Source organism: Halopenitus salinus (assembly GCF_055397165.1).
Genome location: NZ_AP043853.1, coordinates 2,094,371 through 2,114,279, shown reverse-complemented (window position 1 = coordinate 2,114,279; position 19,909 = coordinate 2,094,371). Strand labels below are relative to the sequence as shown.

Annotated in this window: 20 protein-coding genes and 1 tRNA gene; 16 read left to right on the top strand and 5 right to left on the bottom strand. The window is 68.4% G+C overall.

Annotated features, from left to right (window positions below; all coding sequences use genetic code 11):
- Positions 1–34: 34 nt before the first annotated feature.
- Positions 35–178 (top strand): hypothetical protein, encoded by a 144-nt coding sequence (locus ACZ5YD_RS12430; RefSeq protein WP_379744135.1) that lies wholly within the window; start codon positions 35–37, stop codon positions 176–178.
- A complete protein-coding gene (locus tag ACZ5YD_RS12425) occupies positions 175–543 on the top strand; it encodes a cupin domain-containing protein (protein ID WP_379744137.1) in 369 nt (122 codons plus the stop codon). The genes ACZ5YD_RS12430 and ACZ5YD_RS12425 overlap by 4 nt, the downstream gene beginning before the upstream one ends.
- 145 nt (positions 544–688) lie before the next feature.
- Here ACZ5YD_RS12425 and ACZ5YD_RS12420 read toward each other — a convergent pair whose 3' ends face one another.
- Positions 689–2,674, bottom strand: a complete 1,986-nt coding sequence (locus ACZ5YD_RS12420; RefSeq protein ID WP_379744139.1) for an aconitate hydratase — start codon at positions 2,672–2,674, stop codon at positions 689–691.
- Between the two features lie 225 nt (positions 2,675–2,899).
- Between ACZ5YD_RS12420 and ACZ5YD_RS12415 the strand changes: the two genes are divergently transcribed.
- The gene (locus ACZ5YD_RS12415) at positions 2,900–3,370 is read left to right on the top strand and encodes a deoxyuridine 5'-triphosphate nucleotidohydrolase (RefSeq protein WP_379744141.1); all 471 of its coding nucleotides are present in this window, start codon (positions 2,900–2,902) and stop codon (positions 3,368–3,370) included.
- A 157-nt stretch (positions 3,371–3,527) separates the two neighbouring features.
- Here the strand turns inward: ACZ5YD_RS12415 and ACZ5YD_RS12410 are convergent.
- Positions 3,528–3,601: transfer RNA gene (locus tag ACZ5YD_RS12410), tRNA-Lys, on the bottom strand.
- A 183-nt stretch (positions 3,602–3,784) separates the two neighbouring features.
- Here ACZ5YD_RS12410 and ACZ5YD_RS12405 point away from each other — a divergent pair.
- The 4 genes from ACZ5YD_RS12405 (at position 3,785) to ACZ5YD_RS12390 (ending at position 7,655) form a co-directional block, all read left to right on the top strand.
- Entirely contained in the window at positions 3,785–4,747 is a 963-nt protein-coding gene (locus ACZ5YD_RS12405; protein ID WP_379744143.1) for a Vms1/Ankzf1 family peptidyl-tRNA hydrolase, read from the top strand.
- Between the two features lie 3 nt (positions 4,748–4,750).
- Positions 4,751–5,407, top strand: a complete 657-nt coding sequence (locus ACZ5YD_RS12400) for a GNAT family N-acetyltransferase (RefSeq protein WP_379744145.1) — start codon at positions 4,751–4,753, stop codon at positions 5,405–5,407.
- Between the two features lie 81 nt (positions 5,408–5,488).
- Entirely contained in the window at positions 5,489–6,784 is a 1,296-nt protein-coding gene (locus tag ACZ5YD_RS12395) for a glucose-6-phosphate isomerase (RefSeq protein WP_379744147.1), read from the top strand.
- A gap of 124 nt (positions 6,785–6,908) precedes the next feature.
- Positions 6,909–7,655, top strand: coding sequence for a CPBP family intramembrane glutamic endopeptidase (locus tag ACZ5YD_RS12390; protein WP_379744149.1), 747 nt, complete (start codon positions 6,909–6,911; stop codon positions 7,653–7,655).
- Between the two features lie 75 nt (positions 7,656–7,730).
- Here the strand turns inward: ACZ5YD_RS12390 and ACZ5YD_RS12385 are convergent, their stop codons facing one another.
- The gene (locus ACZ5YD_RS12385; protein ID WP_379744151.1) at positions 7,731–9,068 is read right to left on the bottom strand and encodes a DNA double-strand break repair nuclease NurA; all 1,338 of its coding nucleotides are present in this window, start codon (positions 9,066–9,068) and stop codon (positions 7,731–7,733) included.
- A gap of 198 nt (positions 9,069–9,266) precedes the next feature.
- Here ACZ5YD_RS12385 and ACZ5YD_RS12380 point away from each other — a divergent pair, with 198 nt between their 5' ends.
- Positions 9,267–10,295 carry a formyltetrahydrofolate deformylase gene (locus ACZ5YD_RS12380; protein ID WP_379744153.1) on the top strand — a complete coding sequence of 343 codons (1,029 nt, stop codon included), beginning with the start codon at positions 9,267–9,269 and terminating at the stop codon, positions 10,293–10,295.
- A 52-nt stretch (positions 10,296–10,347) separates the two neighbouring features.
- On the opposite strand, the gene ACZ5YD_RS12375 is transcribed toward ACZ5YD_RS12380, so the two are convergent.
- Positions 10,348–11,409, bottom strand: coding sequence for a phosphoribosylaminoimidazolesuccinocarboxamide synthase (locus tag ACZ5YD_RS12375; RefSeq protein ID WP_379744155.1), 1,062 nt, complete (start codon positions 11,407–11,409; stop codon positions 10,348–10,350).
- Positions 11,410–11,560: 151 nt separating this feature from the next.
- Between ACZ5YD_RS12375 and ACZ5YD_RS12370 the strand changes: the two genes are divergently transcribed.
- Positions 11,561–12,808, top strand: a complete 1,248-nt coding sequence (locus ACZ5YD_RS12370; protein ID WP_379744157.1) for an ornithine cyclodeaminase, nickel-pincer nucleotide-dependent — start codon at positions 11,561–11,563, stop codon at positions 12,806–12,808.
- A 243-nt stretch (positions 12,809–13,051) separates the two neighbouring features.
- Here ACZ5YD_RS12370 and ACZ5YD_RS12365 read toward each other — a convergent pair whose 3' ends face one another.
- Positions 13,052–13,984, bottom strand: a complete 933-nt coding sequence (locus tag ACZ5YD_RS12365) for a DUF8155 domain-containing protein (protein ID WP_379744159.1) — start codon at positions 13,982–13,984, stop codon at positions 13,052–13,054.
- Positions 13,985–14,074: 90 nt separating this feature from the next.
- On the opposite strand from ACZ5YD_RS12365, the gene ACZ5YD_RS12360 reads away from it, so the two are divergent.
- From ACZ5YD_RS12360 to ACZ5YD_RS12330, 7 genes are all read left to right on the top strand, one after another.
- Positions 14,075–14,776, top strand: coding sequence for a lipoate--protein ligase family protein (locus tag ACZ5YD_RS12360; RefSeq protein WP_379744161.1), 702 nt, complete (start codon positions 14,075–14,077; stop codon positions 14,774–14,776).
- 55 nt (positions 14,777–14,831) lie between these two features.
- The gene (locus ACZ5YD_RS12355) at positions 14,832–15,257 is read left to right on the top strand and encodes a 30S ribosomal protein S6e (RefSeq protein ID WP_379744163.1); all 426 of its coding nucleotides are present in this window, start codon (positions 14,832–14,834) and stop codon (positions 15,255–15,257) included.
- Positions 15,258–15,271: 14 nt separating this feature from the next.
- Positions 15,272–15,739, top strand: coding sequence for a DUF7112 family protein (locus ACZ5YD_RS12350; protein ID WP_379744165.1), 468 nt, complete (start codon positions 15,272–15,274; stop codon positions 15,737–15,739).
- A 74-nt stretch (positions 15,740–15,813) separates the two neighbouring features.
- A complete protein-coding gene (ahbB, locus tag ACZ5YD_RS12345) occupies positions 15,814–16,941 on the top strand; it encodes a siroheme decarboxylase subunit beta (protein ID WP_379744167.1) in 1,128 nt (375 codons plus the stop codon).
- Positions 16,938–17,636, top strand: a complete 699-nt coding sequence (locus ACZ5YD_RS12340; protein WP_379744169.1) for a precorrin-2 dehydrogenase/sirohydrochlorin ferrochelatase family protein — start codon at positions 16,938–16,940, stop codon at positions 17,634–17,636. The genes ahbB and ACZ5YD_RS12340 overlap by 4 nt, the downstream gene beginning before the upstream one ends.
- A gap of 16 nt (positions 17,637–17,652) precedes the next feature.
- Positions 17,653–18,996, top strand: coding sequence for a glutamyl-tRNA reductase (gene hemA, locus ACZ5YD_RS12335; protein ID WP_379744171.1), 1,344 nt, complete (start codon positions 17,653–17,655; stop codon positions 18,994–18,996).
- A 103-nt stretch (positions 18,997–19,099) separates the two neighbouring features.
- Positions 19,100–19,864, top strand: a complete 765-nt coding sequence (locus ACZ5YD_RS12330; protein ID WP_379744173.1) for a Nif3-like dinuclear metal center hexameric protein — start codon at positions 19,100–19,102, stop codon at positions 19,862–19,864.
- Positions 19,865–19,909 lie beyond the last annotated feature (45 nt).

The following is a 19,909-nucleotide window of genomic DNA, read 5'->3' as shown; positions in this document are numbered from 1 at the left end:
TCACCCTTCGACGTGTGGGTACGCGTGTACCCACATGAACAGCAACGCTATCACGGCGTCACCCTCGACGAACGCCACCACGGGGAAGACGATCGCTCCGGACCCGATCGCCGCACAGTACTGCGCCCTCGAGGTCGATCACGAGAAACCGCCGCGGACGGGAGCCCGATCGCGATGAGCGACGGCCCCACGATCAACCGCGACGACGAGATCGACTACGAGGTCGTCGAGGCGGCCGACGGCATGGGTCGCGGCGTGTTGATCGACGAGACGGACGGCGCGCCCAACTTCGCGATGCGTCGGTTCATTCTCGAGCCCGACGCGACGGTGCCGAGACACACGAACGCGGTCGAACACGTCCAGTACGTCCTCGCCGGCGAGTACACGGTCACCCTCGGCGATGAGGACCGGACCCTCTCACACGGCGACTCGCTTTTCATCCCCGCCGGCACGGAACACGCCTACCACAACGACGGACCAGAACGCGCCGCGTTCATCTGTGTCGTCCCCCACGGCGACGACGAGATCGAACTCGTGAAGTGACGCTTCGGCTCCGTCGAAAGCGAAAAGAGAGATATCCGCATCGTTCGGTCGCCTCGACGCTGTGACCGCCGGCGGCCGTTTCTGCTTGGCGGCGGCGGCCTCCGATCAGTCGTTAGGGTCTCCGATCGCTCGCGGCAGTCCCCGATCAGTCGTCGGCGGGGGCCGCGCCGCTGCCGGACTGATGCTGCTTTTTCGTCCACGAGAGCTTGCCGCCGGCCGCGAGGATCTCGAGCTCGCGGTCGGAGGCGTCCAGCTCGGCGGTGAACTCCCAGTCGTCGTTCACGCGGGCGGTGAACGTCTCCTGGCCCTCACGGACCGCCGCGTCGACGTCGTCGAGGATCTCGACGTCGTCGCCCTGGTCGATCTTCTCGTAGGTCTCCGCGTCGATCTCCAGCGGGACGATCCCGAAGTTGAACAGGTTCGCCTTGTGGATGCGCGCGAAGCTCTGTGCGAAGACCGCCTCGATGCCGAGGTACATCGGACACAGCGCGGCGTGTTCGCGCGAGGAGCCCTGTCCGTAGTTCTCGCCGGCCACGAGGACGCCCTCGCCGGCCTCCTTCGCGCGGGTCGCGAACGTGTCGTCGACCCGCGAGAGGGTGAACTCCGAGAGCTTCTCGATGTTCGAGCGGTACTTCAGGATGTCCGCCGTCGCCGGGATGATGTGGTCGGTCGTGATGTTGTCCTCCATCTTGAGCAGCGCCTCGCCGCTGATGTCGGAGTCGATACCCTCCCGGATCGGGACGTCGCCGATGTTCGGGCCCTTGATGAGCTCGTCGTCGATGGCCTCCTCGGGGTTGATGATGTCCGGGTCGTCCCTGCCCATTCCCTCGGAGTAGCTGTCGCCCATCTCGAGGCCGGGTGCCTCCATGTCGCCGAGCTCGTCGGCGAGGTCCCGCGGGTCGACGATCTCGCCGGCGATGGCCGCGGCGGTCGCCACCTCGGGCGAACAGAGGTAGACGGAGTCGTCCTCGATGCCCGAGCGTCCCTCGAAGTTGCGGTTGAACGTACGCAGGCTCACGGAATCGGAGGCGGGCACGTGACCGATGCCGATGCAGGCGCCACAGGTCGACTCGGAGAAGTTGACGCCGGCGGCCATCAGCTCGGCCGTCCAGCCCTCGCGGGCGAGCATCTCGGAGGCCTGCTTCGATCCGGGCGCGACGATCATCTCCGTGTGTTTGGCGACCTCGCGGTCCTCCAGCATCTTCGCGCCGGGCAGGATGTCCTCGTAGGCGCCGTTGGTACACGAGCCGATGATGACCTGCTCGACCTCCGTGCCGGCGACCTCGCGGACGGGCACGACCTTGTCGGGCATCGACGGACACGCGATGAGCGGCTCCAGCTCGTTCAGATCGACGGTGATCTCCTCTGCGTACTCCGCGTCCGCGTCGGGCTGGAGGTCGACGTACTCGTCCTCGCGGCCCTGGCGGGCCAGCCAGTCCTCCGTCTTCTCGTCGGTCGGGAAGATGGAGGAGGTGGCGCCGAGCTCCGTGCCGAGGTTGGTGATCGTCGTCCGCTCGGGGATCGTGAGCGACTCGACGCCCGGACCGGTGTACTCGAAGATCTTGCCGACGCCGCCCTTGACGGTCAGCTCGCCGAGCAGGTGGAGCGCGATGTCCTTCGCCGTCGCCCACTCGGGCAGCTCGCCCTCGAGGTGGACGTTGACGACCTCGGGCATCTCGACGTAGTAGGCGCCGCCGCCCATGGCAACCGCGATGTCGAGCCCGCCGGCGCCGATCGCCAGCTGGCCGAGCCCGCCGGGGGTCGGCGTGTGCGAGTCGGAGCCGAGCAGCGTCTTGCCGGGCGCCGCGAAGTTCTCCTTGTGGACCTGGTGGCAGATGCCGTTTCCGGGTCGCGAGAAGTAGGCGCCGTAGGTCCCCGCCGCCGAGCGGAGGAACCGGTGGTCGTCGGTGTTCTTGAAGTCGAACTGGTAGGTCTGGTGGTCGCAGTACTGGGCGGCGAGTTCGGTCTGGACCTCCTCCATCTCCAGCGCCTCGAACTGGAGCCAGACCATCGTCCCCGTCGTGTCCTGTGTGAGAACCTGGTCGATCTCGATGCCGATCTCCTCGCCGGGGGTCAACTCCCCGTCGACGAGGTGATCATCGAGGATCTTCTCAGCGATGGTTTGTCCCATATCACCGAGAACTCGACTCGCCTCGAATATAAATCCCGCGAGTCACTTTCCACAATATTCGTGTAGGATCGGGCGTCTCGGGCAACGTTCGCGGGAAAACCGGCGTGTTAACTCCCGACACCTCGGGATCGGAGCCGGATCGATCCGTGCGTGGTGGGGACGTATCCTCGCCTCCGGCCCCGTTCCAGTCGATACGGTTTTATCGACCGGATCCGATCGGCCGGTATGTTCGAGTCCGGGAGCTACGTCGCACGCGAACTCGAGTCGGCCGGCGCCGACCTCGACGCCGAGCAGGTACAGCCGAACGGCGTCGATCTGACCGTCGGGGAGGTCCTCGAACAGACCGAACCCGGGACGATCGGACGCGACGGGAAGACGGTGGGCGAGCGGGAGCCGGTCCCCGGGGAGGTCCGATTTCGCCTCCAGCCGGGATACTACGTCGTCGAGTACGGCGAACCGGTCCGTATCCCGGAGGGGCACGTCGGGTTCGTCTACCCGCGCTCCTCGCTGCTCCGGAACTCGTGTATGCTCAACACGGCCGTCTGGGACGCCGGCTACGAGGGCGTCGGCGAGGGCCTCCTCCAGGTCGGACACCCGATCACGATCGAACGCGACGCGCGCATCGCCCAGCTCGTCCTCGCCGAGGCCGGCCACGAAGGGACCTACGACGGCGACTACCAGGGCGAGGGACTGTAGACGGTCGGTTTCGGGGCGTCGATCGCGGCGTTGTCACTGCCCACGATTTCGCAGGAAAGCGGGCCGCGAGGGATTCGAACCGCGAGGACCCGCCGTGCTCGTCCTCTGGGCCGCGAATCCCTGTGGCCGTTTCGTTCTCACTTCGTTCGAACGAAAACGGGCCGGGAGGGATTCGAACCCCCGACCGTCCGGTTAAAAGCCGGACGCTCTCCCTAACTGAGCTACCGGCCCGCGGTGGGTTCTAACGCCAGGGTACGCATAAGCGTTTACAAACCCGCCGTCCCGTTCGCGCCGATCGGGTCGCGTCCGTCGTCCCGCACGCCGAACGACCCGCGTTCGCGACTCCCGCCGTCGAACCCGTTCGAGCGGCCTCGGACGCGACCTTTTAAGTCCAACCACGCCCCCGTCTCGGGCATGCTCGACGAGTTGCTCGGCCGGGCCGAACTGAAGGCGCGGATCGAGGACCTGGAGGAGGAGAACCACCACCTCGAGCGACAACTGGAGGCCGAGCGGGAGCGCCGATCGGACGCGGTCGCCGCCAGACAGGACGCCGAGGAGCGCGTCAACCGCCTCGAGGACCGGATCGTCGAACTCGAGGACCGCGTCGAGCGGGCGACCGACGACGAGCCGGACCGCGACTTCCGTCGCGTGAGCGACGCCCGCGGCGCGCGAACCCGCGACCTCCTCGGCCGGCTGTCGGCGATCGAGACCGGCGACGAGGGCGCGCTCACCGCCGCAGTTCCGGAGGAGGGCGACGTCCCCGACGCCGTGATCGACCACTTCGGCGCGGACGCTCCGCTCGTTCGCCGGGCCGCGCCCGCGATGGTTCTCGCCGACGATTCGGGGGTCGTGAGCGCCGCGTTCCGTCCGCCGATCGAACCGACGGAGTCGTTCGCGCGATGGGACGATGCCTTCGAGCTGCCGCCCGAGCGGTTCCTCCCGACGGGCCGCCTCGGGTTCGCGCTCGTCCGGTCGGACGTCTTCGCGGTCGGCGTGTACGACGCGATGAACGGATCGGATTCGGCTGCCGCCGCCGGGGCGACCGCCGCCGATGAAGTGGGACCTCCCGAACGCGTCTCCTTCGAGGGGTTCGAAAGCGACGTGAAGGGGGCCCACTCGAAGGGCGGGTTCTCGCAGGGACGCTTCGAGCGACGCCGTGACGACCAGATATCGGAACACCTCGAGTCGGCTCGGGCGGTCCTCGCTCCGATCGCGGACGACGTCGACCGCCTCGTGATCGTCGGCGAACGGACCGTCCTCGGCGAGGTTCGCGATCTGGCGGACGTCACGGACGTCTCCGATGCGACCGGCGATCCGGAGGCGGCGCTCTCCGACGCGTTCGAGGACTTCTGGACGACGCGCGTCTACGCGATCTGAGACGTGTCCCGACGACTCCGTCCCGCGGTCACCGCGGACGCCGACGCGATGTGCGACATCTACGCCCCGTTCGTCGAGGAGACGGCGATCTCCTTCGAGACGGAGCCGCCCACGAGCGAGGAGTTCGAGACACGGATCGAGAAGACGACGGAGACGTATCCGTGGCTCGTGGCCGAGCGCGTCGACGGCCAGGAACGGGGGGCCGCCGATCGGGAATTCGACGAATCCGATCCCGGATCGGGAACCGTGATCGGATACGCGTCCGCGGACGCGCTCCGCTCGACGCCGCCGTATCGCTGGACCGCCGAGCTCTCCGTCTACGTGGCGGACGGCCACCGCGGAGCCGGCGTCGGGTCGATGCTCTACGCCGCGCTCTGTCGGATCCTCCGCGAGCAGGGGTTCTACAGCGCCTACGCCGCCACGACGCTGCCGAACCCCGCGAGCGTCGCGCTCCACGAGCGGTTCGACTTCGATCCTGTCGGAACTTTCCCCGCGGTCGGGCACAAACACGGTGAGTGGCACGACGTCCGGTGGTGGCACCGGCAGCTCGACGAGCGCCCCGCCGATCCCGATCCGCCCGTCCCCTTCTCCGAGATCCGAGACGCGCCGGAGCTTCGCGCACTGCTCGAGGAGCGTGTGGACGGTGCGTTCGAGGACTGAAGCGTCGACCTCGCGTGCGAGGACCGGGGCGTCGACGCCGCGGACGGCAACTCCTAAGTCCGGCTCGCTCGGCCTTCCGGTATGGACGTCGACATCGGCAACGCGCTCGGTACCACGCCGGGCGTGACGACGGGGGTCCTCGACCGGCTCGACGATCGGGTCGCGGACGCACACGAGACGATAACCGACGGGATGGCGAACGACGCGTTCGGTTACGCGGCGTTGAACCTGCCCGAGACGGCGGACCCGGACGCGATTCGATCCGCAGTCGATCGATACGACGACCCGGAAGCGGTCCTCACGGTCGGGATCGGCGGCAGCGCGCTCGGGGCCGCGACGCTCGCGAACGCGCTCGACTCGGAGGTCGACGCGTACTTCCTCGACAACGTCGATCCCGACCAGGCGAGGCGGCTCCTGGCCGAGTTGCCCCTCTCGGAGACGGTCGTCAACGTGGTCTCGAACTCCGGGACGACCGCGGAGACGCTCGCGAACTTCCTCGTCGTCCGAGAGGCCATGGACCGGGCCGACGTCGACTGGACGGACCGAACGTTCGTCACGACCGGGGGCGAGGGGAACCTCCGTCGATTGGCCGAGAAACACGACCTGCCCGCGCTGGACGTGCCGGCCGGCGTCCCCGGTCGATTCTCGGTGCTCTCGACCGTCGGGCTGGCGGTCGCCGCCCTGCAGGGACACGACGTCGAGGCGATCCTCCGCGGCGGGGCGGACGGACGCGAAAATCTCTCGGGATCGCTTTACGACTCGCCCGCGTACGCCTACGGCGCGGTCTCGTACGCGCTCGCGCGACGCGGCGCCACGACGAACGCGATGATGCCCTACGCGGAGTCGCTCGAGACCTTCGCGGAGTGGTTCGCCCAGCTGTGGGCCGAGAGCCTCGGCAAGGACGGGGTCGGACAGACGCCCGTCCGCGCGCTCGGCGCGACCGACCAGCACTCCCAGCTTCAGCTCTACCGAGCCGGCCCCCGCGAGAAGCTCGTCACCCTCCTGCGTCCGCGCGAGCGCGCCGACGTTTCGATCCCCGAAACGGACCTCGAGGGGCTCTCGTACCTCGGCGGGTCCTCGCTCGGCGAGCTGCTCGACGCCGAGTTCGAGGCGACGGAGGCGAGCCTCGCGGCGGCGGAGCGCCCGAACGTTCGGATCGAGATCGATCGCGTCGACGAGCGTTCCCTCGGCGAGCTCCTGTACGGCATGGAGGCCGCCTGCGTTCTCTACGGCGAACTCGACGGCGTCGAGACGTTCACCCAGCCCGCCGTGGAGTGGGGCAAGAAGGCCGCCCGCGGGCTGCTCGGCGGCGGCGAGTTCGAGGAGGCCGAGGCCGTCTCCGACAAGCGGGAACTCGTCGTCTCCGGCGGGCGTTGAACGCGCGATCCGGCGATTCGTCTCTCGTCCACTCATTCTCTCTCGTCGGTTCCCTCTTCGAGCGCCCTCGATCCGGTCGCCTCTTCCGGTGCGCCTTTAGGATCCCTGCGCGTACGCCCGCTCGATGGAATCGGGGTCGAACGCCGACGGATACGCGAAGCACGCCGACCGTGCACGTGCGATCGGACAGGGCGCGCTCGTCGTCATCGGCGCGCTCCTCGTGGCGACCGCGATCACGCAGCCGGTCTCGCAACTGCTCGTCGACGCCGGCGTCGTCGCGGCGGGATCGCCGATGGAGACCGTCGCTCAAACCGTCCTCCAGTTCCTCGGGTTCCTGATCGCCGTCGGCGGGTACGTCCTCGTGACCGCCGACCGGTCGCTCATCGAGTTCGACCGGCCCGACCGGCGGGAGGCGATCACGGTCCTCGCCGGGACGGCGGTCCTCCTCGCGTTGCAGTTCTCCGCGCTCTTCGTCTTTGGACTTCTCGGCATCTCGACCGGCGAGAACCAGGCGCTGCTTCCGGGACGGGCCGATCCCACGTACTTCCTGTACATGATCGTCGTCTCCGTCGTCCTCGTCGGGCCGGGCGAGGAACTGCTGTTTCGCGGCACCGTTCAGGGACTCCTCCGTCGCGCCTGGGGCGTCTGGCCGTCGATCCTGATCGCGAGCGTGGTCTTCGGAGTGATACACATCCCGGGAATCGTCGGCGCGCCGGGCGAGGCGCTCATGTACGCGCTCGTCGCCACCGGCCTGGGGTGCGTGCTCGGCTACCTCTACGAGCGGACCGGAAACGTGATCGTGCCGTCCCTGATCCACGGCCTGTACAACGCCACGATCTACGCGCTGCAGTACGCGACCCACGCCGGTTGAGACGACGGGGATCGTACCGCCGGCCTCCGGTTCCCTTTCGTCGCTCCACTCGCCACTTTCGTTCCGGCCGCCCCTTCACCCCTCGACGTCGGGCCACCGGACGTCGTCGTACGACCGGAGTCGGTCGGTGTCGAACTGCTCCTCGAACTTCCGGCGGATGGAGGCCTTCTCGCCGGCGTCGATCCGCGCGAGCTCGTCGGCCTTCGCGACCGCCGTCGGCGGTCCGCGCTCGGCGGCGACCTCGGAGAGGATCTGCGTCGTGAGCGCCCGGCGCGTGTCGGGATCCCGGGTGAACGCGTAGGGCGCCTCGAGCTTGTAGGTCACGTCCGTTCGCGGGTCGTAGATCACGAGGAACGTGGGCTCGTACAGCTCCGGATCGAGGCGTCGCTCGACGCCGAGGGCGTCGCCGTCGGCCGCGAGGTGGCGGTCCGTGCCGCCGCGCGCGTGGAACCAGGTCGTCGCGGTGAGTTCGTCGGTCCGGGGGCCAGATCCGCCGGTTCCGCGTCCGCTTTCGCGTCCGCCTCCACTTCCGCGTCCGCCTCCGGTTCCGCTCTCGATTCCGTCGCCACCGTCGGACCCGTCATCGTCGGCGGGGCGTTCGAGCAGTCGGTTGAACAGCGCGGCGTCGTCCGGCCAGGGGCCCTCGATCCCCTTGCTCGCCAGCGTTCGCGTGATCGCCCGTCCCGAGGGGTTCTTGACGAACCCCGCGAGCGGGACGTCCGCCTCGTAGAGCTTCTCGACCAGTCGGACGTAGTTCTCGATCACGGCGTGGGGTTTCGCCTCGCGGGCGAGATCGCCGAGCTCCGGATCCCGGTCGACCCAGGTGAAAAGCTCCTTCGGGTAGATGGGTCCGTCGAGCACGAGCAGGTCGCCCACCGCGTTCGCGTGATCGAGCGCGTGTTTGCTCTCGGCGAGGTACAACGCGAGAGCGTGGACGACTCCTTCCGCGTACCGGCTCACCCGCGGCGCGTGGAGTACGCGCTGTTGAGTATATCCCTCGTCCCGGCGTCCCCAGTCGGTGTCGTGGTCGACCGTCGTGTCCGCGGTGTGGACCGTGGCGACGATCGTCCGCGAGCGGTGGAGGTCCAGGTCCGTCGGCTCCACGGCCATCGCGGCGTGGGCGACGTCGACGACGAGTCCGTTCTTGAACGTCGTCGGGTTGATCGTCCCCGAATCGAGCCCGTGGCTCGTCTCGAAGGGACGGTCCACGAGCGCGATCTCGTCGATCGCGACCCGCCGTCTCGCGTGTTCGCCCACCGGCTCGAGGATCACTCGCCCCTCCCGGCGCAGTTCGGGGAGCCACTCGGTCCACACGCGTTCTGCGAGGTCCTCGTGGTCGGTCGTCTCCACCGTCCCGGCGATGGTGGAGGCGAGCCGGGCGATGTTGTCCACGTGGATCGGATCGAGCGTCACGACTACCCAGGGAACGCGAACCCCGAAAAATGACCCGGTCGCGGCGGGCGTCCGACGAATCGAACGATCCGTATGAGCCAGAATCCGACGATCCGTGTGAGTCGGACACGGACCGCGTCTCGACCGAAACGTGCTAAACCGTTCGGCACGTTTCGGGGCGTGTATGTATCCGCTCGATCCCCCGGAGGTGATCGCCGCATGACGCGCGAGTTAACCGAGATCACCGTCGTCGGAGGAGACAAGACGGGACTCATCGCGCGGGTCACCACCGTGTTGTTCGAGCGGGGAATCAACATCGAGGACCTCGATCAGGCGGTTCGCGACGGCCTGTTCCGGATGACGATGCGGGTCGACGCGAGCGAGATGGACACCTCGAGCGACGAGCTTCGACGCACCCTCGCCGACCTCGGCCGCGAACTCGGCGTCGACGTCCAGGTGCGGTTCCCGAGCGACCGAACCGCCCGCCGGATCGCCCTCCTCGTCACGAAGGAGACCCACGCCCCCGAGACGCTGCTCGAGGCCGAGGCCAACGGGGAGCTGACCGACGGCGAGAACGAGGAGGCGGAGATCCCCGTCGTCATCGGCAACCGCGGCGACCTCCGCGAGCTGGCCGAACGCTACGGCAAGCCGTTCTACGACGTCGGCGACGGGAGCGGCTCGCCGGACGAGGACCGCCTGCTCGACCTGCTCGCCGAATACGAGGTCGACCTCGTGGCGTTGGCCCGCTACATGCGGATCCTCTCGCCCGAGGTCGTCTTCCGGTACGAGGGCCGGATCATCAACGTCCACCCCTCGCTCCTCCCGGCGTTCCCCGGCGCGCAGGCGTACCGACAGGCCAAGGAGGCCGGCGTCCGGATCGCGGGCGTCACCGCCCACTACGTGACGACCGACCTCGATCAGGGCCCGATCATCGCCCAGCGCGCCTTCGACGTCCCCGACGGCGCGAGCGTCGAGGAGATCCGCCGCCGCGGACAGCCCCTCGAGGCCGACGTCCTGCTCGAGGCCGTCCGGCTCCATCTGGCCGACGAGGTCGCCGTCCACAAGGGGCGCGTCCACCTCCGATCGGACGACGGGACGACGGACGAGACTGGCGGCGAGTCGGCGGTCGAGTCCGGCTCGTCCCCGCTTGACCCGCAACTCGGGCTACCGCCTGAGGCACGCGAGGCCAACCCCGACGCGCCGGTCGACGGCCAGCCGGTCTCGCGTCCGGCTCCCGGTGACGACTGATCCGAACACCGGACGCTTCCGAAAGGTCGGACGATCCGCTCCGTTTCGACCGTTAAAGTTTCCGTACCGCGTCGACCGCGGCCTCGATCGACGGCGCGTCGAACAGGTCCGTCCCCGTGTAGGCGTTCGCGCCCGCGGCGTACATCTCCGAGACGGCTTCGACGATCCCGGGCGGCAGCGACGTCGGCTCGCGTTCACAGATCGTTCGCCAGTCGGCGACGTCGCGGTCCGCGACCTCGGCCTTGGCGGCCGAGACTGCCTCCACCCACTCGGGGTCGTTGCGTTTGTACCACTGTCTTACGACCTCCTTCGAGACCTCCTGGCCGTCGAAGGCGAAGCGGTTCTCGTCGAAGGTGCCGACGACGTCGGCGACGCGCAGCTCCCCGCCGACGTAGAGACACTCGATCTTGCCGTCCTCGTGGGTGAATCCGGCTGACTCGGCCTGTTCCGTCACGATCCGGTTCACCTCGCGAGCGAGCGCCTCGAGGTCGTCGATCCCGGCCGCGCCGGCGATCCGATCGGCCTCCTCGCGGGTCAGGTACCGGTCCTGCTCCTCGTACTTCGTGGAGAACTCCACGATCGGCTCCGGCAGTTCGACTACCTCATCGGGCCACTCCCCGACCGCGAGGCCGACCTCCGACGGATCCCGCCTCCGGCGAAGGCTCGATCCGATGGGGACGGTGTTCCGGAAGACGATCTCCAGCGGGACGAGGTAGTTGTCGCCGGCGTCGGCGTGGTAGACGTCGTAGTCGTAGCCTTCGCCGTCGCCGAGGTACGGGAGATCCGGAACCTGGGTCAACTCGATCGCCATCTCGGTCGGCGGCCCCGCGACGTCCGCGAGACCGACGACGGCCCCCTCGGGCGTCGACGATTCCGACCCATCCTGGGCGGCTGGATCCACCACGCCGCGGTAGTGGGTCGCGACACCCTCGGCCTCGAGACGCTCGAAGTTGAACGCGCCCATCGTACAGAGGCTCGCGCCCTTCTCCGGGATCGGATCGGGCATTTGGCCCCAGTCGAAGACGGAGTAGGCGTCGGTGAAGACGAATCGGCCGCGGCCGAGTTCCGCCGCGGTGGCAGCCTCGAGAACCCGGAACTCCTTGACACTCGTCATACCCGAGAGCGGGGGCCCCCGCCAAAGAATCTTTCAGTTGTGCCCGCTCGCGACGGCTTCGACTCGTCCATCGGATGTCGACCTTCGTCGATCGAATGCCGACCTCCATCGGATCGGGTATCCTGATTACGCTTCGACCTCAACGATGCGTATGAGCGTGGAACGGACCGTCGAGCTCGAGGGGCACATCATCGACTCCGGGCGGATGCAGGCGTGTTTCACGGCCGTGATGGATCTCGGGGGTTCCTTCGAGGTCGAGGCGTTCGACGTCGGCAAACACGAGACGGACGAGTCCTACTGCCGGCTTCGCGTCACCGCGGCGGACGACGTGACGCTTCGGGAGATCCTCCACGAACTCCACCAGAACGGAGCGGTCCTCGAGGACCCGCCGAACGTCACGCTGGAACCCGCTCCCGAGGATCGGGTGGTCCCCTCGGGGTTCTACTCGACGACGAACCACCCGACTGAAGTCCGATACGACGACGCGTGGATCCCGGTCGAGCACATCGAGATGGACTGTGCGATCGTTCTCGAACCCGAGGGGGGACCGGACGGCGATCCGCGCGCGTACACGAAAGTACTCAACGCCATCGAGTCCGGCGATCTGGTCGCCACCGACGAGTCGGGGATCCGCGTCAGGCCGCCGGAACGTCCCCGCGGATCCGACGGCCCGTTCGGGTTCATGCAGGGCGGGATCTCCGCCGAGCGCCCCTCCGAGTCGACGATCCGACAGGTCGCGGACGAGCTGGTCGAAACCGCCGAGAACGGCGGAACCGTCCTCGTCGTCGCCGGTCCGGCGGTCATCCACTCCGGCGCCGGCGAGGCTCTCGCACGGCTCGTTCGCGAGGGGTACGTCGACGCCCTCTCGGCCGGCAACGGCTTCGCGACTCACGACCTCGAGCGGTCGATCTACGGGACCTCACTCGGGATGGACGTCGAAACCCTCGAGCACCCCAGAAAGGGACACAAACACCACATCTGGACGATCTCGGAGGTGATCCGCGAGGGCGGGATCGCGGAGGCGGTCGAGGCCGGCACCGTCACCGAGGGGGTGATGTACGAGTGCGTCGAGAACGACGTCCCCTACGTGCTCGCCGGGTCGATCCGCGACGACGGGCCCCTTCCGGACACCATAACGGACGCGGTCGAGGCACAAAACGCCATCCGCGAGCAGGCTCGCGAGGCCGATCTCGTGTTGATGCTCGCCACGCTCCTCCACTCGGTGGCCGTCGGAAACTGCCTCCCGTCGACGACCCGGACCGTCTGTGTCGACATCAATCCCGCGACGGTTACCCAGCTCCTGGATCGCGGATCCGCCCAGGCGATCGGCATGGTGACCGACATCGGGACCTTCGTGCCGACGCTCGCCGACTTCGTGCTCGAGTCGGACGCCGAGTGACCATCCGGAACGCGAGACAGCCATTCATCGGTCACCCGTCGATCCATCCGGTCCGACGGTTTATCACGGATACCGAACCACCCCGTCGCGTGAGCTGATCCGCGTCCCGCGGCGGTCGAGGCGGGTGTTCGACACGCCGCCGCGGGTACGTTCCACGTGTCGGCTGTTCGCAAGTTCGGAGCTTCGATACGCGTGCGTGTCGTGTTCGGCGTCCTCGCTTTGATCCTCGCTCCTGTGGTCGCCTCACCGACCGACCCCGAGCCGGATCGGGTCTCGGCTCTCCCGGATCGAGACCCGAACCGCCGTGCCGACCTCGAATCGGCTGTCGGGGCAGACGAGCTTGACGCCGAGTGACGGTCCCCGCGCCGCGAAAAGCGACAGGCCGGTGATCCGGTCGCCGTTCGCGAGGACGTCGACGTCTGCCCAGGAGATGGTCCGTCCGGCAGCTATCCCGATCTGCTGGCCGAGCAGCGACAGGTGGCTTTCGCCGCCGTCACGTCCCACAGCTCCTTCACGCCCGTGCCCGGAGAGCGCTCCGCCGCCGGCATAGTGAGCGAGCCCGCCGTCGATCGCCGTCCCCTCATTGCTCGCGATCGCGGTGTATCCATCCACGTCGTCCGCCGGCGGACCGTCCAACAGCGCGTAGCTCGCTCCGGTTTCGACGACCGTACCGTGTCCGTTCCAGGCGACCGGCTCGACGTCGACGCCGACGGCCACGCGTAGCGATCCGCTCGCACGGAACGGGTCGGCGTCCCGGTCGCGGAACTCGAGGTGGACGTGGTCGTCGACCCATCGGCCGAAGAATCCCGACCGGACCGTTTCCCCAAGCGAGTCGCCGACGGACACGCGATCCCCCCCTCGAACGGCGGGGTCGACGTGGAGTATCCGGGCCGAAAGCGATCGCTCGATCCCGGCGGACGCACACCAGTCGTCGTCCACGTCGATCACGATCACGTGGTCCTGCTCGACCGCGTACTCGCGGTTCGGACAGCCGACGGTCCGCACCTCGCGGACGACCCCATCGACGGGAGAGATCCCGACTCCCGTTCCGGGATAGAGATCGATCGCGTGGCCGCGATCGTGGGCCGGATACGGGGAGTTGTACAGCGAGAATCGCGGATACCGATCGACGACTCCGTCGGGGATCGTCACCGTCGTCGCGTCCCGTTCCGTCATCGTCCGTCCGTGATTCTCCGACCGTATAGCGCCACCGGAACGGTCCGTTCCGGCGACTCGCTTATTGGCTTCCGGCTTCGACGCAGGGACATGCGCGTGGTTCGTGGCCGTGGCCCGACCCGACGGACGGATCGCGAAGCCACGGCGGATCTTCTCGATCGGGCTGCGGACGCCGGCGAGCCGGCCGTTCGCGTCTGGACGCCCCACCGACAGGTCGCGTTCGGCCGGCGGGACGTTCGTTTGGACGGGTTCGAGTCGGCATCGCAGATCGCCCGCTCGCACGGGTTTCCGCCCGTGGAACGCCGGGTCGGCGGGCGAGCCGTCGCCTACACCGGTCGAACCGTGGCGTTCGCGGTCGCGATCCCGATCGCGGACATGCGGTCGGGGATGACGCGCCGATACGAGGCGGTCTCGGAGACCATCGTCGACGTGCTGACCTCGATCGGCGCGGCCGTCGAGACGGGGGAACCTGACGGATCCTACTGTCCGGGAAGCCACTCGATCCGTGCCACGGACGGCGGAAAGATCGCCGGGATCGCCCAGCGCGTTCGACGGGGCGCGGCTCTCGTTGCCGGCTGTCTCACCGTCGTCCCGTCGGACGTGGACGAACTCGTCGACGTCCTCACTCCGCTGTATGCCGCACTCGACGTCCCGTTCGAGCCGCACTCGGTGGGATGTGCCGTGGATGCCGGCGGTCCCGACGATCCGACGCGTGTGACGGAGGCGCTCGAGTCCGCGCTGGTCCGTGGCCCCTGGAGCGACGGATCGACGACGATCGAGTCCATTCGATGACCGTCGAGCGGGCGGTTTCGACGTGTTTTTACTCGGCGGGCAAGTGGTTGGCCGTATGGCAGAATTCAAGGTCACCGTCGCCGACCCCGACGCCGGTCGGACCTATCAGCGCGAAGTCGACGGACAGGACGCGAACCGATTCCTCGGACGAAACCTCGGCGAGGAGGTCGACGGCTCTGCGGTCGGCCTCGACGGGTTCACCCTCGAGATCACTGGCGGTTCCGACGAGACCGGCCGGCCGATGCGCGCGGACGTTCCCGGATCGAGCCTAAAGGAGCTCCTCCTCGAGGGCGGGGTCGGCTACAAACCGACCAAGGACGGCGAGCGAAAACGCGTCACCGTTCGCGGCGCGGAGATCGCCGACGACGTCGCACAGATCAACGTCTCCGTCGTCGACGGCGACGGCGACGTCGCCGCGGCCTACGGCGAGGGCGAGGAAGATCAGGACGACGCCGACGACGCCGAGACCGACGAGGAATAGGAATTCACGGGTCGATGGCGCGTTTTACCTCCGAGGACGACGACGTTCCGTCGATCCGCGTTCATCTCGCTCGAAGCGGTGGAACGCGCCGTCCGTGCGTTCGTCTCCCCGACGACTCGGGGATCGATCGACATCTCGAATCGGGTGTCACCGACCGGCTCGGGGTTGAGGCGGGCGACGTCGTTCGTCTCGTCGTCGATCGCGAGACCAGTTACGCCCGGATCGACGCCGATTCCGACGGTAGAGTGATCCGCGGTGCCTTCGAGAACCGGCGTCTCGCCCGCTCGCCGGGGCGAGGTGAGAACCGGCTGGTCGAGTGGCTCCGCGCGAGAGAACGAGAGGAAGGGGATCCGCTGTTGCTCGACGTACTCGTCCCCGGCGAGGCCTACGGTCTCCGACTTCCCGGCGAACGTACGGTCTACGACGTCGATTCGGGGCCGCGTGAGTCGCTCGCGGACATCGCGAGCGACCTCGAGGAGTGAGGCATCTCCCGTAGCGAGCGACCGGGGAGCTTCGCTCCGAACGGCTTAATCCCGACGCGCCCCCACGTCCGGACATGAAACGGGTCGACGCGGAGCTGTCGACGCTCGACCGGGCGATCATCAACGGGTTTCAAGGCGGGTTTCCGGTCGTCTCACGCCCCTTCGATGCGGCGGCCGCCGCGCTCTCGGATCGCGGCGTGGAGGTGACCGGAACGGAACTCCGCGAGCGCGTTCTCGAGCTCGATGAGGAGGGCGTCCTCTCCCGGTTCGGCGCGCTCGTCAACGCCGAGGAGATCGGCGGGGCGGCCTCACTCGTGGCGATGCACGCTCCCGAGGACCGGTACGACGAGATCGCCGACCTCGTCAACGACTTTCCGGAGGTCGCACACAACTACGAGCGCGAGCACCCGCACCTCAACATGTGGTTCGTCGCGAGCGTGGCCGACCATCCGGATCCGGACAAGGACGCCCGCGACCGGATCGCCGAGGTGCTCTCGCGGATCGAGGACGCCACGGGCCAGGAGACCTACGACCTCCCGAAGCGACGCGAGTTCCACGTCGGCGCGAAGTTCCTGCTCGAGGGACCGATCCCCGACGGCGATCTCGACCTGTCGGATCTCGGTCCCGCCGTCGAGCCGAGCGATCGCGACTCGATCACGCCCGCCGAACGCGATCTCGTCGTCGAGATACAGGGCGGACTCCCGATCACCGCGACGCCGTATGCCGACGTCGCCGACGCGATCGACGCCGATCCGGAGTGGGTCGTGGAGACGATCGCGCGGTTCAACGCGGAGGGGAAGGTGCGGCGAGTCGGCGTCATCCCGAACCACTACGCGCTCGGGTACACCGAAAACGGGATGACCGTCTGGGACGTCCCGGAGGACGTCATCGACGAGGTCGGACCGGCGGTCGCGGATCTCGATTTCGTCACCCACTGCTACGAGCGTCCCCGCCACGAGGGGGTCTGGGAGTACAACTTCTTCGCGATGACGCACGGCCGCACCGAGGCGGAAAGCGAGCGTCGCATCCGGGAGGTCAAACGGACGATGGAGGAGTTCTGGGACGTCGAACCCGACGACTGGGACACGCTGTTTTCGACCCGTATCCTGAAAAAGACGGGTATCAGGCTCGACGAACGCGCCGCCGGCAACACGGACGTCGGGATGGATTCCGCCACGGAGTCTGGATCCACCGACGAATGATCCCCCTCGTCCACGACCTCTCCGGCGAAACCGTACTCGTCTTCGGCGGGGGGAACGTCGCAACCAGGAAGGCGAAACGATTCGTGTCCGAGGCCCGGCTGATAGTCGTGAGTCCGACGTTTACCGACGAACTTCGATCGCTTGCGGAGGATCGCTCGCTCGAGCTGGTTCGTGACGCGCCCGATCCGGACGGCGTTCGCGAGTTGGTGGACCGGATTTCTCCCGCCTTGATCGTCGCCGCGACCGACGATCCGGCGGTGAACGCGGCCGCCGAGGCCGAAGCCCACGAGCGCGGCGTGCTCGTCAACCGAACGGACGTCTCGGGTGCGCGGGACTCCGGGAGCGTCGTGGTCCCGGCGACGGTCGAGGACGGACCGGTGACCGTCGCGATCACGACCGGCGCGAACAGCCCGGCGTTGGCCCGCCACCTTCGCGAGCGGATCGAGGCGGAGATCGAGGGGGCCGGCGAACTGGCGCGGATCACGGGCGACCTGCGGGCGGAGCTCGCAGAGCGGGAGGTACCCCCCGAGGGACGTCGGGAAGCGCTCCGTGCCGTGGTCCGGTCGCCGGACGTTTGGAAGGCTTTACAAGTCGGGGGGGCCAATCCCCGTCAAACGGCGAGACGGGTCGCCGAAGGGACGTGTACCGATGACGGGATCGAACGGCGTACCGATGACGGGACGCGGAAATCGTGAGGAACGTAGATAGGCCATGACTGAGACGGGAGTGATCACCGGAGTTAGCGTCGCCCATACGCACGCGAGCATCGACGAGATCGACGCGGCGGGCGAGGAGTCCGAGCGGGGGATCGTCTCCGATCTGCTCGCGCGCACCAACGTCGAGGAGGCGTTCGCCATCCACACGTGCAATCGTGCGGAAGCGTACGTCGTCACGAACCACGCGGCCGACGGGCGCGAGGCGTTGTCGTCGTTCGCGCCAACGGTCAGGGAGGGCGCCGTCAGACATCTCGAACACGAGGCGGCCATCCGCCACCTGATGCGCGTCGCGGCGGGGCTCGAGTCGATCGTGCTCGGCGAGGACCAGATCATCGGACAGGTTCGCGATGCGTTCGAGTCGGCCCGCGCGGCCGGCGGGATCGGCCCGGTGCTCGAGGACGCGGTGACGAAGGCCATTCACGTCGGCGAACGCGCCCGGACCGAGACGGCGATCAACGAGGGCGTCGTCTCGCTCGGCTCTGCTGCGGTCGACCTCGCGTCCGAGGAGGTCGATCTCGAGGGGTCGACCGCGCTCGTGATCGGTGCGGGCGAGATGAGCACGCTCGCGGCACGCGCGCTCGAGGAGACCGGCGTCTCGCGGATCCGCGTTGCGAACCGGACGGTATCACGTGCACGGGAGATCGTCTCCGACCTCGAGGTCGAAGCCGAAGCCCGCCCCATCGACGCCCTGGAGGAGACGCTCGGAACCGCCGATCTGGTCGTCACCGCCACCGGGAGTCCGGATCCGGTCCTCGACTCGGAGATGCTGTCCGGGACGGGCGAACTGGTCTGTGTCGACATCGCGAGACCACGAGACGTCGACCCGAGCGCCGGCGAGTTGGCCGGGGTCGAACTCTACGACATCGACGCGCTCGAGTCAGTCACCGAGCGGACGCGGGAGCGCCGACGGGCCGAGGCGCGCGAGGTCGAGACGATGATCGACGAGGAGTTCGACCGACTGATGGAGTCGTTCAAGCGCAAACGCGCCGACGACGCCATCGCCGCCATGTACGAGTCCGCTGACCGGGTGAAGGCACGCGAGCTCGACCGGGCGGTCTCGAAACTCGAGGCGCAGGGCGGATTGACCGACGAGCAGCGCGAGACGCTCGAGGCGCTCGCCGACTCGCTCGTCGGGCAGTTGCTCGCCGCGCCGACGAAGTCGCTTCGGGAGGCCGCCGGCGAGGACGACTGGACCACGATCCACACCGCCCTCGAACTGTTCGATCCGGAGTTCGACGCGCCGCCCTCGACTCCCGAGGACGCGACGCGCTCGCCTCGCGTCCCGGAGGGCTCGGACTCCAGCTCCGAGGACGCCGTTCCCGAAAAGCCCTCCGAGTAGGAGTCGGTGGCGCTTCGGAGCGGATCCAGGTCACCGCGCTTTTTATCGCCGAGTATCACCCACAGTCGCCGTCTTTACTTCCCCTCGCGTGAAACCGCCGGCCATGCGACTGCCCACGCTCGTCGATCGACTCGATGAGACGCTCTCGACCGCCGGCTACGCCGACGTCGACGCGAGCGCGAACGGCCTGCAGGTCGGCCCGGATTCGGGGACGGTCGACCGGGTCGCCGTCGCGGTCGACGCCGCGGAGGCGACGATCGAGGCGGCCGCGGAGGCGGACGCCGACCTCCTCCTCGTCCACCACGGGATCTCCTGGGGCGGGATCGAACGCGTGACCGGACGCCAGTACGGGCGGATCGCGGCGCTCGTCGAGAACGACGTCGCCCTGTACGTCTCCCACCTCCCGCTCGACGGCCATCCGGAGCTCGGAAACGCTTCGGGCGTCGCCGACGAGCTCGACCTCGACGACCGTGAGCCGTTCGGTTCGCTCGGCCCGGTCCACCTCGGCACGATCGGCACCGCCTCCGAGCCGTTCTCCGCGAGCGACCTGCGGCGACGCCTCGACGCCTTCGAGGGCAGCGAGCGGGACACCAGAGTGCTCGAGTTCGGCCCCGACCGCATCGAGCGCGTCGCGGTGCTCACCGGTTCGGGCGCCGACTGGCTCGACGAGGCGGTGGAGGCGGGGGCGGACGCGCTCGTCACCGGCGAGGGGAAACAGAAGGTCTACCACGAGGCGCGCGAGGCCGGCATCTCGGTGTTCCTCGCCGGCCACTACGCCACGGAGACGTTCGGGGTCCGGTCGCTTGCGGGTCGCCTCGAGGAGTGGGGGATCGAGACGACGTTCGTCGACCATCCGACCGGGCTGTGAGGTCCGACGGGTCGTGAGACTCGACGGGAAGCGAGGCCCGACGAC